The sequence below is a fragment of the Lysobacter daejeonensis GH1-9 genome (genome assembly GCF_000768355.1).
Taxonomy (GTDB): Bacteria; Pseudomonadota; Gammaproteobacteria; order Xanthomonadales; family Xanthomonadaceae; genus Aerolutibacter; species Aerolutibacter daejeonensis.
In genome coordinates this window covers 65436-82813 of record NZ_AVPU01000009.1, presented here as the reverse complement: position 1 = coordinate 82813, position 17378 = coordinate 65436, and the positions used below count along the sequence as shown (strand labels likewise).

General features: G+C 67.3%; 15 protein-coding genes and 1 tRNA gene. 4 read left to right on the top strand and 12 right to left on the bottom strand.

The features are described from left to right. Positions 1-45 precede the first annotated feature (45 nt). The 7 genes from N800_RS07130 to rnd form a co-directional block, all read right to left on the bottom strand. On the bottom strand, positions 46-828 hold the full coding sequence (locus tag N800_RS07130) for a L,D-transpeptidase family protein (protein ID WP_036136448.1): 783 nt from the start codon (positions 826-828) through the stop codon (positions 46-48). A gap of 47 nt (positions 829-875) precedes the next feature. Continuing rightward, the gene (locus N800_RS07125; protein ID WP_036136446.1) at positions 876-1721 is read right to left on the bottom strand and encodes a MurR/RpiR family transcriptional regulator; all 846 of its coding nucleotides are present in this window, start codon (positions 1719-1721) and stop codon (positions 876-878) included. Positions 1722-1734: 13 nt separating this feature from the next. After that, a complete protein-coding gene (locus N800_RS07120; RefSeq protein ID WP_036136444.1) occupies positions 1735-2832 on the bottom strand; it encodes a dipeptide epimerase in 1098 nt (365 codons plus the stop codon). A gap of 37 nt (positions 2833-2869) precedes the next feature. After that, the gene (locus N800_RS07115; RefSeq protein ID WP_232227563.1) at positions 2870-4270 is read right to left on the bottom strand and encodes a C40 family peptidase; all 1401 of its coding nucleotides are present in this window, start codon (positions 4268-4270) and stop codon (positions 2870-2872) included. Between the two features lie 3 nt (positions 4271-4273). Then, complete coding sequence (locus tag N800_RS07110; protein WP_036136441.1) at positions 4274-5431, bottom strand: DUF819 family protein; 1158 nt, start codon at positions 5429-5431, stop codon at positions 4274-4276. A 186-nt stretch (positions 5432-5617) separates the two neighbouring features. Next, positions 5618-5693: transfer RNA gene (locus tag N800_RS07105), tRNA-Ala, on the bottom strand. A 13-nt stretch (positions 5694-5706) separates the two neighbouring features. Beyond that, the gene (rnd, locus tag N800_RS07100) at positions 5707-6834 is read right to left on the bottom strand and encodes a ribonuclease D (protein ID WP_036136516.1); all 1128 of its coding nucleotides are present in this window, start codon (positions 6832-6834) and stop codon (positions 5707-5709) included. A 112-nt stretch (positions 6835-6946) separates the two neighbouring features. Here rnd and N800_RS07095 point away from each other — a divergent pair, with 112 nt between their 5' ends. Further along, the gene (locus N800_RS07095; protein ID WP_232227561.1) at positions 6947-8776 is read left to right on the top strand and encodes a formylglycine-generating enzyme family protein; all 1830 of its coding nucleotides are present in this window, start codon (positions 6947-6949) and stop codon (positions 8774-8776) included. A gap of 17 nt (positions 8777-8793) precedes the next feature. Beyond that, on the top strand, positions 8794-9726 hold the full coding sequence (locus N800_RS07090) for a M48 family metallopeptidase (RefSeq protein ID WP_036136436.1): 933 nt from the start codon (positions 8794-8796) through the stop codon (positions 9724-9726). 143 nt (positions 9727-9869) lie between these two features. Here N800_RS07090 and phaR read toward each other — a convergent pair whose 3' ends face one another. The 3 genes from phaR to gluQRS all read right to left on the bottom strand — a co-directional run bounded on the left by phaR (position 9870) and on the right by gluQRS (position 12236). Continuing rightward, positions 9870-10361: a polyhydroxyalkanoate synthesis repressor PhaR gene (gene phaR / locus N800_RS07085; protein WP_036136434.1), complete on the bottom strand. Its 492-nt coding sequence runs from the start codon at positions 10359-10361 to the stop codon at positions 9870-9872. A 171-nt stretch (positions 10362-10532) separates the two neighbouring features. Then, positions 10533-11273 carry an acetoacetyl-CoA reductase gene (gene phbB, locus N800_RS07080; RefSeq protein WP_036136433.1) on the bottom strand — a complete coding sequence of 247 codons (741 nt, stop codon included), beginning with the start codon at positions 11271-11273 and terminating at the stop codon, positions 10533-10535. Positions 11274-11336: 63 nt separating this feature from the next. Next, positions 11337-12236 (bottom strand): tRNA glutamyl-Q(34) synthetase GluQRS, encoded by a 900-nt coding sequence (gene gluQRS, locus N800_RS07075; protein ID WP_052107991.1) that lies wholly within the window; start codon positions 12234-12236, stop codon positions 11337-11339. 111 nt (positions 12237-12347) lie between these two features. On the opposite strand from gluQRS, the gene htpX reads away from it, so the two are divergent. Further along, entirely contained in the window at positions 12348-13256 is a 909-nt protein-coding gene (gene htpX, locus N800_RS07070) for a protease HtpX (protein WP_036136430.1), read from the top strand. A 122-nt stretch (positions 13257-13378) separates the two neighbouring features. Here htpX and N800_RS07065 read toward each other — a convergent pair whose 3' ends face one another. Both N800_RS07065 and epmB read right to left on the bottom strand, forming a co-directional pair. Continuing rightward, on the bottom strand, positions 13379-15454 hold the full coding sequence (locus N800_RS07065) for an EAL domain-containing response regulator (protein WP_036136510.1): 2076 nt from the start codon (positions 15452-15454) through the stop codon (positions 13379-13381). An 87-nt stretch (positions 15455-15541) separates the two neighbouring features. Then, on the bottom strand, positions 15542-16561 hold the full coding sequence (gene epmB / locus N800_RS07060; protein ID WP_036136427.1) for an EF-P beta-lysylation protein EpmB: 1020 nt from the start codon (positions 16559-16561) through the stop codon (positions 15542-15544). A 134-nt stretch (positions 16562-16695) separates the two neighbouring features. Between epmB and efp the strand changes: the two genes are divergently transcribed. Then, positions 16696-17262, top strand: coding sequence for an elongation factor P (gene efp / locus N800_RS07055; protein ID WP_036136426.1), 567 nt, complete (start codon positions 16696-16698; stop codon positions 17260-17262). The last annotated feature ends 116 nt before the right edge of the window (positions 17263-17378 follow it).

The following is a 17378-nucleotide window of genomic DNA, read 5'->3' as shown; positions in this document are numbered from 1 at the left end:
CTGGGGCGTGTTTCCAGAGAGAGGCGGAACGCGGCATCACCGCGTTCACCGGTTGCCTTCAAGTCGGGGCAAGCCCCATGCCTGTCGTAGCTCACCAAACTCCGTCAGCGGCAACAGCACGAACACCGGCTTATGCGTCGGCTGCAGCCAGCCCAGCAGTTGCTGCATCGCCGGCTCCGCCATCGCCGTGCAGCCAGCGGTGGTTTCGCCGGGGGCCTTCCACAGATGGGCAAAGATGCAACTGCCCGCACCAGCGCGGTGGGTCGGGTTGTGCTCGATGACGAAACCCCAACGGTAACGCTGGTCGCCGTCGGCGTGCAGGTCGCGACGCATCGGTTCGGTGGACCCGGCGACGGCCGCGGTCCCTACCGCGTTGGCGTTGACGATGCGGTTGTACAGCGGCGAATCGCTGACATCGATGCAGTAGTCCGATGCCTGCATCGCTTGGTATGGCCAAGCGGTGGTTGCGTCCGCGGCATAGCCGAATGCGGTGCCGATGTGGAACACGCCAGCGGGCGCGCGGCCGTCACCTTCGCGCTTCTGCGGACCGCCGATAGGCATCGGGTGCAGTCCGATGCCCCAGGCCGAACCGGTGCGGCCCACCATGACGGGGCTGGCCTCGCCCACGAGATGCCACTCGCGCTCGCCGTCGGCGCGTTCGTAGCGGCGCAGCTGGCCATGGTCCGCATCCCAGTCGGCGGTGGTGACCAGCACCAGCTGGCGGGCATCGGCCCACGCTGACGGCGGGGACGTCAGGCTACCACTGGCGCAGGCGGCCAGGGTGGCAGCGGCAAGCAGCGGAAGAGCGGCGCGAAACAGGGCAGGCATCGGCCATCCTCTTGAGGCAGTCACGGGGGCGCATCGGCGTGGCAAGGTCAGTCCTCCAGATCGTGCATCTGTTCGGCATTGAGGTCGAACCATCGCCGCCGTTCCTCATCGGCATCGCAGACCATCACGAAGATCAGGTCAAGCAGATGTTGCAGCGCCGACTGGTACAGCAACGGTTCGACATGGCGGCGCTCATCGTGCGCCGCCACCAGCAGTGCGACGTCGGCCAGCGCGCGCAACGGGTTGGGGGTGTGGCGGGTGACCGACACCACCTTGCCCCCATGTTGGCGGAAGCGCCGGCTGATCTGGCACAGGACCGGCTGCCGGCCGCGCTCGGAGAACACCAGCAGCACGTCACCAGGCGCAGCACTGGAGGCGCCGGCCTGCATCAGCACGGCATCGACGTAGTGCACCGTCAGCACACCCAGCATCGAAAGCCGGGTGGCGAACGCGCGTGCAGGGATGCCATCTTCGCCGAGGCCGATGACGAAGACCTTGCCGGCCACCTGGATCGCGCTGGCGACCGCGTCGATCTGTGCCGATGGATTGATCAGCCGGGTCTCGGCCTCCGCCTTTGCCTTCAACTGCCACAGATGTCCGGCCAACGCGGCGTGAGGACCGTCGTACCGCGCCTCGTCCACGGCAAGGCCGGTGGTTTCGCCATCGCGCGCCAAATCCTGGGCGATCGAGTACTTGAGGTCGGGGTAGCCCTTGAACCCCAGCTTCTGGCTGAACTTGACCACGCTCGACTGGCTGATGCCGAGTGCGTTGGCCAACTGTTGCGAGGAATAGTCGCGCAGCAGGTGTGCGTTCTCGAGCAAGAAGTCGCCGATGCGGCGCTCGATGGCCGACATCTGGTCGCGTTCGGCGCGGATTTTCAGCAACGGCGACATGGCGCGTCTGTTCTCAGTACGGCAGGGGTTCGAGACCGCGGATCTCGCGGATGCCCAGCCCGGGCGCATCGGTCACCGAGATTTCCGATTCGTTGAAGATCACGCCGCCGTCGACCGGGTTGAACGCGCACAGTGACGGCCCGTCCAGGTCCACGCGGGTGATGGCGTTGGCTTTGGCCACGGCCAGGTGCACCGCCGCGGCCACGCTGATGCTGGATTCCAGCATGCAGCCGATCATGCACTCCATTCCGTACAGCGCGGCAATATCGGCAATGCGCACCGCATTGGACAGGCCACCGGTCTTCATCAGCTTGATGTTGATGATGTCGGCCGCGCGCATGCGGATCAGTTCGATGACCTCGGTCGGGCCGAACACGCTCTCATCCGCCATGATGGGGGTGTGTACGCGCTCCGTGACGTACTTCATGCCATCCAGGTCCTGCGCCTTGACCGGCTGCTCGACCAGTTCCAGGCGTACGCCCGCGTCCTCCAGCAGGGTGATGGCGTGCACCGCCTGTTTGGCGGTCCAGCCCTGGTTGGCGTCCAGGCGCAGCAGCGCACGGCCTTCGACGGCGGCGTAGATTGCCTTGACCCGCTCGACATCCACGCCGATGTCCTTGCCCACCTTGATCTTCAGCGACTCGAAACCGCGCTCCACCGCGCTGATCGAGTCGGCCACCATCTTGTCGATGTAGTCCACGCTGATGGTGATGTCCGTGGTGATCACCGGGTCGCCGCCGCCCAGCATCTTGTACAAGGGCGCGCCGTAAAGTTGCCCGAACAAGTCGTAGACCGCGATCTCCACCGCGGCCTTTGCACTGGTGTTCTTCTCCAGCGCTTCCTGGATCAGTTGGGTGATGCGGTTGAGGTTGGCCACCTCCTGGCCGATCAGCCGCGGCGCGATGAACTTGCGGATGGCCTCCACGATCGAGCCGTGGGTGTCGCCGGTGATCACCGCGGTGGCCGGGGCCTCGCCATAGCCGACGTGGCCGGTGTCGGTATGTATGCAAACCACGATGTCCTCGACCGCCTCGACCGTGCGGAGCGCGGTCTTGAACGGGGTTTTCAGCGGGACGCGCAGCATGCCCAGCTTGATGTCGGTGATTTTCATGGTGCTTCGATCTGGAGGTATGAAGGGGCGCCTGTCCTCAGGGACGGATGCGCTGGATGTCGGTGATGCGCTCGATATAGGTCTGCTCGCCGTTGAACATCAGCGGCGTGAGCGGCGAGACGGTCACGCCATTGGTCTTCGCGCGCACCAGCGTGCCCTCGGGGCCGATGAAGCTCAGGCCGGCCGTGTCGTGGATGACGTACGGTTCGCCATCAAGGTGGCCGATGACCATCATCACGTGACCGGGAATGAAGACCAGGTCGCCGACCTGCAGCGAGTGCAGTGCTGCCCGGCGCTTGTCGGCACCGTCGGTGGTTGTCAGGACCAGCCGGTTGAGCGCGGGGCTGGCCGCCTGGTCGCCGGTATTGCGCGGCAGCACGACGCCAAGGCTGCGATAGATCTCCGACACGAAGCCGCTGCAGTCGCGTCCGTCGTAGCTGTGGCCCCAACCGTAGCGCTCGCCGAGGAACTTGAAGCCCTGTTCGATCAGGTGGCGTCCGGTCAGCGATAGCGGTCGGTCGGACGTAGGTTCGCGCTTGGACAGTAGCGCCGCAGCGAAAGCCAGGCGGCCGTCGGTGTCGCGGACTGGCAGTTCGACCACGTGCGCGGTGTAGGGATGCTGGCCATTGACCGGTCGGTCGGCGGGCCAGTCCGCCAGCACCGGAACGCGCACGCCCATGTCCAGCTTTACCAGCGACACGGCCGGCGCTTCCGGCGTGTACACGGTGCGGGCCTGCGCACCAGTGACGATGCGGTACGGCGTCCTGCGCCCGTACCCCAGCACCTGCGCGGCCGTGCCTTCGGCGACGAAGCGCTTTTCGATCCACGCGGCATAGCGGGGACTGACCACGAACCACCATTGGCCGTCGCGGCTCTCATGGGCCAATACCACCGGATCACCGGGGAAGAGCGCGCTCTCCTGGAACCGATCGATGTCGAGGTCGCCGGGTGCACTGAAGACCCGCAGCCGCGTGGGGAAGGTGCGCAGGTCGGCGCGCTGCACCACCAGGCCGTATCGCGTGGCTTGTCGGGCCGGGATCGCTGTCAGGTGGGCCGCATCGACAAGTTGGTCAAGCGCGGCAGGGGACACCGGTTGTCCCTGTTCGTCAAACAGCGGTCGGTTCGGCCGGCGGGAAAGGGCGTTGACCCACGCGGCGACGCGGTCGCGGGTGAGCGTGGCCGGGACTTTGTCCAGGTCGTACAGGCTGTGGTCCCTGCGCAGCATGCGTTCGTTCTGGGCCGCGATGGCGGCGTCGTCGAGGATGACGCGGTCGGCATCGGCCAGGCGTCGCACCCAGAACGCTGGATCGAGCTGGGCCTCCTCCACCCCGATGATGCCGGTGGCGGGATACGACCAGGTCCGCGCTGGCAGGGTGGAGGGTGTGGCCGCGGTGGCAACCAGGATCAGCGCGGCGAAGAATGTGGAGCGCAATCGCATGCTTCAACCCCCAAAGGGAGACAGGCCCGACAGGATGCCGGCCATCGCCAGGCCAACGCCGGTGCCCAGCACGAGGCCCAACGTCGCCAGCAACACAGCCGCCGGCACCAGCGGCTTTGAGTAGGTCGCCGCCAGCACCGGTGCGGTGGCCACGCCACCAATCTGGGCCAGCGAGGCGATGCCGCACAGGTGCAGGTCGAAGCGGAACAGGCGTGCGGCCAGCACCAGCAGCAACACGTGCAGCAGCAGCACGGTAAACCCCACCGCGACGAACAGCGGCGCAGTGCCCAAACCTTCGAAATTGCTCTGCGAGGCCAGCACCGCGACCAGGCAGGCCAGCAGTGCCTGGGCCAGCGGCGCGGGAACCGGCGAGCGGGCAAAGGGCGCGTGCGCCAGCAGCAGCCCGGCCACGGTGGCGATCAGCACTGTCCAGGCAGTGGGGGTCAGCAAACCGCCAATCGGCAGCATCGAGGCCACGCCCGCCGCGCCATTGCCGACCGCCAGGGCTGCACCCAACCACAGCAATACGCTTCCGGGTTTCGTCTGGCCGTCGTTGCGCGGCATGGCTTCGGGCAGATGCGGGCGGCTGCTCGCTCGGGTCCAGCGGTCGAAGGCTGGCGCCAGCCGCGCCGCGGAGAACAGCACCACCACCCACACCGAATAGCACAACGCATCGGCCAACAGCACCGAGGGAAGGAGGTTATCCGGCAGTCCGATCGACTGTTTGACCGCCACCAGGTTGGCCGAGCCGCCGGTCCACGTCGCGCTCAGCGCGGCCAGCATCTTCCAGCCATCGCCGGGCAGGAGGTGCCGGAATGCGAGGAAGGCCAGCACGATCGCCAGGAGGATGCTGGCCATCGCGCAGGCAAAGACCGCCAGCATGCGTGGGCCGAGCGCGACGATGGCGCGCAGGTCGCAGCCAATCATCAACAGGAACAGCAGCGCAGGTAGCAACTGCGCGGTCAGCGTGCGCTGCGCCTCGGCGATGGCCGGGGTGGCCTGCCATACCCCGGCGACCGCCAGCGCCGTCACGAACAGATAAGTCAGCACGATGGGTGGCAGCGTCGAGAACACCCGCCAGCCCAGACGTTTCTCAAGCGTCGGGAACAGCCCGGCCGACAGCAGCAGCACTGCGATGTAGGGCCAGACCGTTGCGATCATTCACGTCCCCCGGCGACACCGGCCGAGGAGGGGCGGTGCAAGATCAGGAATAGATACTTCGTTCTCGTCTTAGTCAAGAATAAATTATCGACCCCCAGTCTGGCGGTCGTTCGCCTGACGGTGGCACAGGGCGTCTGCGTGGCCGGCCCAAAAAGAAAAGGGCCCGCAATGCGGGCCCTGAAATCGTGGTGGAGCCAGGGAGGATCGAACTCCCGACCTCGTCATTGCGAACGACGCGCTCTCCCAGCTGAGCTATGGCCCCACGGCAGGCGGCATTATACGGACGTCGATGCGTTGTCGCTAGTCGTCAGCAAAGGCGCCAGCACCGGCTCCAGGACGGTGCGTCGCCAGCCACCGATGGCATCGGGCCACTCGCCGGTGTCCATCAACGCTTCCAGCCAACGGCGCGAGGCCAGCACGCCATCGGGCAATTCGAGCTCACGGCTGCGCGCGGCCACGGCGTCCTGCAGGCGGCGCAGGCGGTTCTTGTCGCGGGCTTCGGCCTGGCGCGCGTCGGGGGCGTCAGCTTCATCCGCCAGCGGCGTCTGCAGCGCCTGCCAGACCGCGTCGGCCAGCTTGCGCGGGGCCTTGGGCTGGCTGTCGAAGACGCGTAGCAACCCCGCCAGGTCGATGGGCGGGGTGCGGGCAAGGCTGACGGCCAACTCGTTGTCCAGGATCCAGGTGCGCGGGCGGTCGTGCGCGCGCGCGTACTGGTCACGCCAACGCAGCAGGCGCAGCAGGCGACGCTGCGCATCGGGCTCCAGGATGCCGGCGCTACGCAAGGACAGGTGTGGCCAGCGCTCCGGGCCCTCGTTCACCGCATTGGTCACCGTGCGCGTGGCGTCTTCGGCCAGCCAGACGCTGCGGCCGGTGCGCTCCAGCTGGTCGGCGAGGATGTCGTGCATCTCGAACAGGTGGCGCACGTCGTCGGCGGCATATTCCAGTTGTGCCGCCGACAGCGGGCGGCGCAACCAGTCCGAGCGCGTCTCGCCCTTGGGCAGGGCGGTACCGGTCAGTTGCTCCACCAGCTTCTGGTAGCCCAGTCCGCCGCCAATACCCGCCATCGCCGCCGCGGCCTGTGTGTCGAACAGGGGGGACGGCACCACACCGCACGTGTGCCGAAACGCCACCAGATCCTCGCTGGGGCTGTGCATCACTTTGAGGATGGCGGTGTCGGCCAGGATCGCGGCCAACGCGTCGGCCATGCCTGGCACCAGCGGGTCGACCAGCAGGATGTCGTTCGGCTCCAACGTGTCTGCGCCCGTGTCCAGCGCGATCTGCACCAGCGCCAGTTGCGGCCAGAAGGTGCGCTCGCGGATGAACTCGGTATCCAGCCCGATGCGGGCCGGGCGTTGGGCGAAGCGCGCCTGCAGCGCGACGGGGTCGTTGATCCAGATGGGCACGGGGTGGTCGTTCACGCGTTTGGGTTGCCGGGGCGGGCGACAATAGCCTACTTTCACCCGGGCCGGCATCCAGGGTAGGCCGGACAGGAGAGGGCGATTGCGGGCGATCGTGATGGCGAGCATGGTAGCGGCTCTGCTGCTGGCGGGGTGTTCCCGCGAGCAGGGCGGCGACCATGGAGCAGCCGCAGACGAGGCGGCCACGGGCGCGCGTCCCACCGTGACGGTCAGCAAGGATCAGGCTGTCTCACCGGTCGGCCCCTGGCATCCGCCGGCAGTGGAAGTGACGGAGGCCAACGTCCTTGCCCTGAAACGAAAGGCCGAAGCCGCCCTGGCCAAGGGCACCCTGTTTGCCGATGCGGACAGCGCTCTGCCGATCCTGCTGGCCTTGACCAGGCATGCGCCCGATGACCAGACCGTCACCGAGACGCTGTCCCAAGCCACCACTGCGTTGGTCGCCCAGGGCGATGCCGCCCTCGCAGCGATCGACAACGATGCCGACGCGCTGCGCAAAGCCTTCGAGGTCGCCGCCGTGGCGCGCACTGTCGCGCCCGCCGATGCGGCCGTGCAGGCCTACCTCGGCCGGGTGGACCGAGCGGAAGAGGCCGCCAACGCCAACCGCCGCGGCGAACGTGCGCTGGCCGAGGGTGAGGTGGGCGAGGGTGGCAAGGGTGGGGCGCTGCGCCACTTCCGGCAGGCGTTGCAGTGGCGTCCGGGCGATGCCCGCGCGAATCAAGGCCTGGCTGCGGCCGAGAGCTTGCTGATCCGACGCGCCGAGTTGGCCGCGGACGAACACGACTATGCGGCGGCCGAGCGTTGGCTCTCGTTTGCCAGCAGGGTGCGCGGCGACTTGGGCACCGTTGAGCATGCCCGGGTCCAGATTGTCGGGCGGCGTGCAGCACGCATCCGCGAATTGCGCGATCTGGGCATTGCTGCACTGGCCAAGGAGGGGGGCTTGGATGCGGCCCGCGGTCACCTTGCGTCTCTGCTGCGCATCGCGCCTGCGGGTGACCCCGCCGCGGTGGAACTGCGCGAGCGGATCGAACTCGCATCGCATTACGGGGTGTTCCGCCCGGGCCAGGTGTTCACCGAGGCGCTGCGCAATGGCGGCCGTGGCCCGCAGATGGTGGTTATTCCGCACGGCGCTTTCCGCATGGGGGCGGCCGACGGGGAGCGCGACGCCGGCGACGCGGAGTATCCGGCCCGCAACATCCGCTTCGACCGTGGCTTGGCCATGGCCCGCACCGAAGTCACGGTCGGCGAGTTCGCCCGCTTCGTGGCGGCCACCGGCTACCGCTCGCGCGCCGAACGCCGCGGTTACTCCATTGCCTACGACGAGCGCAGCGGCAACCTGGTGCGCAGGAGCAGCGTGGATTGGCGCTCGGACTACGCCGGCAAGCCGGCCGCGGCGAACCTGCCCGTGCTGCATGTGAGCTGGCAGGACGCGCATGCCTATGCCGAGTGGCTGTCCGCACAAACGGGCCAGGCCTACCGCCTGCCCAGCGAGGCCGAGTTTGAATACGCCCTGCGCGCGGGCAGCGTGTCGCGCTTTCCCTGGCAGGGAGACATTCCCCCGGCAGGCGCGGGCAATTTCACCGGAGGCAAGGATGCATCGCCCAGTGGCCGAGGCTGGCGCAACGCGTTCGATGGTTACGGCGATGGCGCGTGGGGCCCCGCACCGGTCGGCAACTATTCAGTCAATGCATACGGTCTTCACGACCTCGCCGGCAATGTGAGCGAGTGGGTGGCGGACTGTTGGCACGACACCTACCGCCGCGCCCCCGACGATGGCGAGGCCTGGGTGAATCCGGGCTGCCGTACGGCGGTGGTGCGTGGCGGCTCATGGGCCAGTTCGCCGGCGCAGACCCGGTCGGCGTGGCGCCTGGGCAGTGATCGCAACACCACCAATGCCCGCGTTGGCTTCCGGGTCGTGCGGGATATCTGAATCCAGGAGCACGTGGCATGAGGACTGATCCTTTGGGCGGCCGGCGGCAGGCAGGCGGACAGCGTCGCGGTGGCGGCATCCGCTGGTGGATCCTGATCCTGTTCGCCGGTTATGCGGCCTGGCAGTGGTTCGGCAGCGCCAAGGTCGACCCGTACACGGGCGAAAAGGCGCACTACGGCGCCACGCCGGAGGAAGAGGTGCAACTGGGCGCGCAGGCGTTCCAGGAAGTGGTGGGCGATGCGCAGTCGCAAGGCGCGCTGTTGCCCGCCAACGCGGAAGTCAGCCAGCAGATCCGCACAATCGCCCAACGCCTGGTGAGCCGCGTGCCGGCCGTGACCGCCGACCTGGCCGCTGCGAACCAACAGGAAGTGCCGACCTCCCACCAGAACTTCCAATGGGACGTGGCGGTGATCCAGTCCGACGAGGCGAATGCATTCTGCCTGCCCGGTGGGAAGATGGCGGTCTATACCGGATTGATTCCGGTGGCCCAGAACCAGAATGCGATGGCCGTGGTAATGGGGCATGAGATCGCCCACGCTCTGCTTCGCCACGGTTCGCAGCGCATGGCGCAGCAGAAACTGGTGCAGATGGGGCAGGTGGCGGCCGGCATGGCCGTCGGCGGCATGGACCCCCAGCAACAGCAGGCGGTGATGGCGGCGTTGGGCGCGGGTGCGCAGTACGGGTTCATCCTGCCGTACGGGCGCAACCACGAGACGCAAGCGGACGAAGTCGGGCTGATGCTGGCCGCGGCCGCGTGCTATGACCCGCAGGAAGCCATTCCCCTTTGGGAGCGGATGGCCACGCTGGGCGGCGGGGAGCGACCGCCGGAGTTCGCGTCTACGCACCCCAATCCCGCCAATCGCATCCAGCATCTGCAGTCGTTGATGCCGCAGGCACAGGCGTTCCGTGCCAAGTACTGCCCACAGGGTGCTGCCACGTCCAGTCGCTGAGGAGCCGCCCGCCGAGGAGCAACCCGCTGGCCTAGGAGATGCAAGCGGGAACTCAGTTTGGCGCCGGGCGGGCGAGATTTCGCCCAGGCCCCAAAGAAAAAGCCGGCCAAGGCCGGCTTTTTCAACTGGCGAGAGGCTTGCTCTCAGCGTCCGCGCTTGGGGTCCGGCGGTTTGCGCGTCGTGTTGGGTGAGGAACCCACACTGCCGGTCAGGTTCTGTTGGAAGTCCTTCCACATGGCCATGTTGCGCTCGGTGAGCTGGTTCATCAGCGACCACGGGGTCTGGCCCAGTACCCCGCCCATCTGGCTGCGGAACTGCTGCTGCTGGTCCAGGAACACTTGCATCGAGCGTTCCAGGTAGTTGCCCATGAAGCCCTGCAGCGAGTCACCGTAGAAGCGGATGATCTGGCTCAGCAGCTGCGTCGACAGCACCGGCTCACCGTCCTGCTCATGCTCGGAGATGATCTGCAGCAGCACCTGGCGGGTCAGGTCTTCGCCGGAGCGTGCATCGCGCACCTCGAAATCCTCGCCGTCGACGATGAGCTGGCGCACGTCCTCGATGGTGATGTAGCTGGAGATCTCGGTGTCGTAAAGACGACGATTCGGATACTTCTTGATGACGCGGGTCGAGGCCATCGAGCGGGAACTCTAAATCGTGGTGCCTTGCAGCATGGCGCAGCACGCGCGGCCTTGCAACTGGCCAGTTGAACAGCTACCGGGTCCAGAAGTGACAAGGCCGGCAACGGGTGCCGGCCAAGGTTTGGGAGGGGGCGCGGCCGGTCGTCGTGCAACCGCCACGGCAGGGGCTTACCAACCCATGTGGTGGCCGCCGTTGATGTCGAGGTTGCTGCCGGTGATCCAGCTGGCCTCCTCGGCGGCGAGGAAGCCCACGCCGTAGGCGATTTCCGCAGGGGTGCCCAAGCGGCCGGTGGGGATGTCGGCCACGATCTTGGCGCGCACCTCCTCCGGCACGGCCATCACCATGTCGGTGGCGATGTAGCCCGGGGAGATGGTGTTCACGGTGATGCCCAGCTTGGCGTTCTCGCGCGCCAGCGAAATGGTGAAACCATGCATGCCGGCCTTGGCCGCGGCGTAGTTGGCCTGGCCGTACTGACCCTTCAGACCGTTGATCGAGCTGATCTGGATGATGCGGCCCCACTTGCGGTCGCGCATGCCTTCGATCACCGGGCGGGTCACGTTGAACACCGAGTTGAGGTTGGTGTTGATCACCTCGGTCCACTGCTCGGGCTTCATGCGGTGGAAGGTGCCATCGCGGGTGATGCCGGCGTTGTTGACCAGGATCTCCACCGGGCCGAGCTTCTGCTCGACCTCGTGCACCATGGCCGCGGCCTCGTCGGGCGAAGTCACGTCACCTTTCACCAAGGCGACGTCATAGCCGTCGGCCTTCATCCGTTCCTGCCAGGCCTTGGCTTTTTCCTCGTTGCGGTAGTTGGTCGCCACACGGTGCCCCATGTCCGCCAGCTTCTTGACGATGGCGGTACCGATACCGCCCGTACCACCCGTGACCAGTGCAACGCGTGATTGCATGCCGCCTTCTCCATGCCGCGACCTTGCGGCTCCGCCTCGATACTAGTCCTACATTGTGAAACTTTAATGCTGCAATGCGGCGACTTTGGTCGATGCGGTGGCCGGGATGCGGCGCGGATCGAAAACAGCCTGCGCGTCGGTGAGCAGGCCCGGGACATCGAGCGACGTGGCCAGTGCCTCCGCTGGCTGGCCGAGCTCGCGCCACGCGGTGCGAAGGGCGGGCAGCGGGTTGTTGGGGTCCACCGGGTGTGCGGCGTCCGTCTTGGACAACTTGCGGCCGTGTGCATCGAGCAGCAGCGGCAGGTGCGCATAGCGGGGCTGCGGCAGGCCAAGCGCGCGCTGCAGCAGGATCTGCCGCGGGGTGGAGTCCAGCAGGTCGGCGCCGCGCACCACGTCGGTAATGCCCTGGTCGGCATCGTCGACCACCACCGCCAGCTGGTAGGCCCAGCAGCCGTCGGCGCGACGGATCACGAAGTCCCCAACGTCGCGCGCCACGTCCTGCCGTTGCGGACCCTGGATTGCATCGTCGAAGGTTATGAGGGTTCCATCCTCCACGCGCAGGCGCACGGCGGGATCGGGGCGGGGGGCAGTGGCCACGCACGCCCGGTGGATGCCACCATTCGCGGCGAGGACGGTGCGGCTGCAATGGCAGACGAACGCCTGCCCCGTGGACAGCAGTTGGTCCAATGCGGCCTGGTACAGCGCACCCCGCTGGTGCTGGAAAACCACCGGCTCGTCCGGATGCAGGCCAAAGGCCGCCAGAGTCTGGAGTTGTCGCTGGGCCGCCCCGGGCACCTCGCGCGGCGCATCGACGTCCTCCACGCGCACCAGCCAGCGGCCGCCAGCGTGGCGTGCCAGCAGCCAGCTGCCGAAGGCCGCCAGGAGGGAGCCGGCATGCAGGTCACCGGTCGGGGACGGGGCGAAACGGCCGCGATAGGAAGGGGCGGGGACGGGCGTGCTCACGCGGACAGGTGCGGCGACAGATGCGGCAAAGCGGGCGGGTTCACTTGAAATCCATGCGAGACTGCCACACTTTTCCGGTATCCGCGCACGGTGCGCGGCAGGATTCTGAGCATGTTCAAGCGGATCGTACTTTTCCTTGCCACCAACCTCGCCGTGCTGGCGTTGCTGAGCATCGTCATGGCGGTGCTGCAGAACGTGTTCGGCGTGACACTGGGCAACAATGGTGCCCTGCTGGTGATGGCGACGGTCTTCGGCTTCGGCGGTTCGTTCATCTCGCTGATGATCTCGAAGTGGATGGCCAAGCGTTCCACCGGCGCGCACGTGATCGAACAGCCGCGCAACGAGGCCGAGCAATGGCTGGTCACCACGGTGCGTCGCCAGGCCGAGGCCGCCGGCATCAAGATGCCCGAAGTGGCCATCTATGACGCCCCGGAGATCAACGCCTTCGCCACCGGCCCCAGCCGCAACAACTCGCTCGTCGCCGTGTCGACCGGCCTGCTGCGCGCCATGAACCGCGATGAGGCCGAAGCCGTGCTGGCCCATGAGGTCAGCCACGTGGCCAACGGCGACATGGTGACGATGGCGCTCATCCAGGGCGTACTGAACACCTTCGTGATCGTGCTGGCCCGCGTGGTCGGTCGCGTGGTGGACGGTTACCTCAACGGCAACCGCGAAGGTGGTCCCGGCATCGGCTACTACGTGATCGTGTTCGTACTGGACATGGTGTTTGGCTTGTTCGCCAGCATGATCGCGATGTGGTTCTCGCGTTACCGCGAATTCCGCGCGGACGCCGGTGGCGCCAACCTCGCCGGGCGCCAGAAGATGATTGCCGCGCTGGAGCGCCTCTCGCAGACGTATGGTGAGAGCACCCTGCCCAAGCAGGTGGCGGCCTTCGGTATCAGTGGTGCGGTGGGTCACGGCCTGCGCAAGCTGCTGATGAGCCACCCTCCGCTGGCGGAACGCATCCAGGCATTGCGTGACGCTCCGGTCGCGCCGGTGCGTGGCACCGTGGTCGGGTGACACCTGGCCATCAAGCCAAGGAAAAGCCCGCCGGAAGGCGGGCTTTTTCGTTCTGGCCCCGGTTGTCGTGGCATGCCAGACGAGGCGCCGCGCGGAGCAGGAGGCGGGCCTTAGCGCGAACTTTAGAACTCGTAGTCCATGCTCGGGCTGGACGCCGCGAGGAAGTGCCCCTGCGCGTAGTCCACCCCCGCGCCAAACAGGATGGACATGCTGCCCGCATCCTGCACGAATTCGGCGATGGTCATCTTGCCCAATTCACGCGCTTTGCCGGCCATATCGCGGATGCGCGCCTGGTGCTCGGAGTTGCCCGGCAGGTCCTCCATGAAGGCACGGTCGAGCTTGAGCACCGAGGCGTCGAAGTGGCTGAGCATCTGGAAAGAATTGAGCCCACTGCCGAACTGCTCCAGGCAGATGCGCACGCCCAGCCGTGCCAGCCGGGCCTGGAACGCCTGCGCCGCGCGCAGGTGGGTGAACACCTTCGACTCGGGGATCTCGATGACCAGCAGGCGCCCGTCGGCACCGTGCTTGGTCAACTGCTCCTCGATGTGCCGCGCCAGGGCGTCGTCCTGCAGCGAATGCTCGGTGACCTTGACCAGCACCGTGGTTTCGTGGCCGCTGCGGGCACGCTCGCCGATCAGGCTGATCGCCTTGCCCACCACCCAGCGGTCGATCTCCCACATCAGGCCGTGTTCCTCGGCGACCTGCAGGAAAGTCAGTGGCTGCACGATTTCGCCATGCTCGCCGCGCAGTCGCAGGAATGCTTCGTACATCTCGCGCGGTTCGCCATGCAGGCCGATCAGCGGCTGGAAGTGCATCAGGAAACCGTCGCCGTCCAACGCCTGGCGAATACGCGTGATCCACGCGGCCATGCGCTCCTGCTCGGCGCGGTCGACGGCACCCGGGTCGAAGAGGTCGACGCGGTTGCCACCCACGCCAATGGCCGACTGCACGCTGGCCGCGGCCTTGCCGAGTACCGCAGTCATGCTGGCGATGCGCTGGCTGATCTGGACGCCGCCGATGCTGGCGGTGATGTTGAGCGAATGGTTGCCCATTTCCAGCACGGCATCGGCGAATGCCGCGAGCACCCGGTCGGCAAGCGCCACGGTTGCGCTGTGGTCGGCGCCCGGGCGCAGCACCGCGAACTGGTGTTCGCCAAAGCGGGCGGCGATGTCGTCGGGGCCGAGTGCCTTGCGCAAGCGCTCGGCGCAGGCGCTGACCAGATCATCCGCCGCACCCAAGCCAATTTCCTGGACCAGGCGGGCGTAGTGGTCGGGTTCCACCAACAGCAGGCCATGCTGGGTCGCGTTCTGTGCAGCGTCGGCGACAGTGTCCTCCAGTTGCCGCAGGAAGGCCTGCCGGTTGAGCAGGCCGGTGACCTGGTCGCGCTGGCGCAGTTCTTCCAGCAGCGCCTCATCCACCGCGGCGGTTTCCTGGCGGCGCAGGATGAGTTGCTGGCAGGGTTCGCCTTCGTATGTGGCAGCGGTGAATTCCATCATCGCGGGGAACTGCGCGCCGTCCAGCGTCCGGGCCTGGATCTCGTGCCGCGGCGGGGGCGCCTCGCCCTTGGACAGGGACTTGAGCAGCTTCTTGAAGCCTTCCACGTACTGTGGCGCCACGAGGTCGAGCAGCGACATGCCCTCGATATCCTCGAACGAGTCAAAGCCGAACATCTCCAGGTAGGCTGAATTGGCCCGGATGTGCATGCCTTCGTGGATGTACGCGATGGGGTCGCGCGAGGATTCGATCAGCGCGTCGCAGCGCCGCTCGGTCTCGCGGACGTGGTTCTCCAGCCGGCGGAGCGCACGGCGCGCCTCCAGGTCGGTCCACTCGGAACGGATCACGTATTCGATCTGCGGGGCACGGTCGCGCAGCAGGATGCCGCGTGCGCCCATGGCGCTGGCCTCGAGCAGGCGCGCATCGTCGATCGTGTCGTGCAGGACCAGCACCGGCAGGTCCTTGCCGGTGGCCACCACCAGTGCCATCGTCCGGGCCAGCGGGACGGCCTGGGACGCATGGGCGGCGATGATGAGGTCGGGCGTCTGGCTGTCGAGCAACGCCTTGAGCTCGTCCTCGTTTTCGGGGCGGGTGGGGCGCACGGCGATGCCGGCATTGCGCAGCCCACTGACAATGGCCTCCGCCGCCTCGACGCTGTCGTCGACGATGAGCAGGCGAAGGGCCTTGTCCTTGCCGATTTGCATGGCGATCTCCATGGGTCGGGGTTATGCCACGAAGCGGCGGTGGCCGTCCATGAGAAAGAGCAGATCCCTCATGCGGGTTCTCAGAACCTACAGCGGTCGCTTGCCGGTATCCCCCGCGATCTCGCGGACGAGCTTGGGCACCAGGTAGCCCGAAAGCCGGGCGGCCAGGCCGCCATGCAGGGCCCTGGCACGGTCATCGTCCACTTCGAAGTGGGCGGCGCCTTGCACGCGGTCCAACTGGTGCAGGTAGTAGGGCAACACGCCGGCGGCCAGTCCGCGCTCGCTCAGTTCGGCCAGCGCATCCACGGAGTCATTGACCCCCCGCAGCAGCACCGCCTGGTTGAGCAGCTGGGCGCCAGTGCCGCGCAGCCGGCGCAATGCCGCGTCCACCTGCCCGTCGAACTCGTTGGCGTGGTTGGCATGCAGGACCACCGTAACCGGCCAGGGGAGGGCGTCCAGCCATGCCAGGAGGGCGTCGTCGACGCGTTCGGGCAGCACCACGGGCAGGCGGGTGTGGATGCGCAGCCTGCGCAGGTGGGGCAAGCCGACCAGGGCATCTGTCAGCTCGACCAGCTTGTGGGTGGCCAGCGACCACGGGTCTCCCCCGGACAGGATCACCTCATGGATGCTGTCGTCGGCCCGGATCAGGTCGACGGCACCCTGCCAGCCGCCGGCCGCGGCGGTCTCCTCCGCATAGGGGAAGTGGCGCCGGAAGCAGTAGCGGCAATGGATGGCGCAGCTGCCGGTGGTGACCAGCAGGGCCCGCCCGTTGTACTTGCGGATCACCCCGTCTCCGGCCTTGGCGGCGGCATCGCCCACCGCATCCAGGCTGAAGCCGGGCATCGGCCGCATCTCGGCATCCAGCGGCAGGGTCTGGCGCAGCAGCGGGTCCGCCGGGTCGCCATGGCGCATGCGGGCCACGAACCCGCGGGGTACCCGCAGCGGGAACTGGGCGGCGGCTTCCGCGGACAGCGCCGGCACCTGTCCGTCCAGCCCCAGCATGGCCAGCAGCTCGCGGGGGTCGCGCACCGCGTCCCGCCACAGTTGCTGCCAACCGTGGGGCGTGGAAGGGGCGGGCTGCATGGGGAGGGGGGCAGCGGGTATCATGGCGTACTGTTTTCGCGCCGAAGTTGCCCAATGGGGCGGCAGCGCGGGCCGATATTCTAGCCGGGCGGGGCCTTGCGTGCCGCGCCGCTGGCGACCCTCCATTCCAACTAGAAGCATTCTCCAGGAGTTGCACCATGGCCAGCCTTGGCATGAACGACGTGAAGAACGGTCAGAAGATCCTCGTCAACAATGACCCGTGCGTCATCACCGAGACCGAATACGTCAAGCCGGGCAAGGGCCAGGCGTTCACCCGCGTGAAGTACCGCAACATCAAGTCGGGCCGCGTGGTCGAACTGACCATGAAGGCCACCGACTCGCTGGAAGTGGCCGACGTGGTCGACACCGACATGCAGTACCTGTACGCCGACGGCGAGTACTGGCACTTCATGAATCCGGAAACCTTCGAGCAGGTACAGTCGGACAAGGCCGGCATGAGCGGCGCCGAGAAGTGGCTCAAGGGCGAGGAGGAGTGCGTGGTGACCCTGTGGAATGGCACCCCGATCGCCGTGCAGCCGCCGAACTTCGTCGAGCTGAAGATCACCGAGACCGATCCGGGCGTCCGTGGCGATACCTCGGGCGGCGGCGGCAAGCCGGCCACCCTCGAGACCGGCGCCGTGGTCCGCGTGCCGCTGTTCGTCGGCCAGGACGAAGTGATCAAGGTCGATACCCGCTCGGGCGAATACGTCTCACGCGTTAAGTAATGCCGCCGAGGGCGGCCTGCCGCCCCGGTGACCCCGTGCCGCCCCCACCGGGCGGCGCGTTGCCGCCAGCCGGAAGGCCTGCATCACGCGGTCATGCGCCCGGTGCAGGCTGCCGG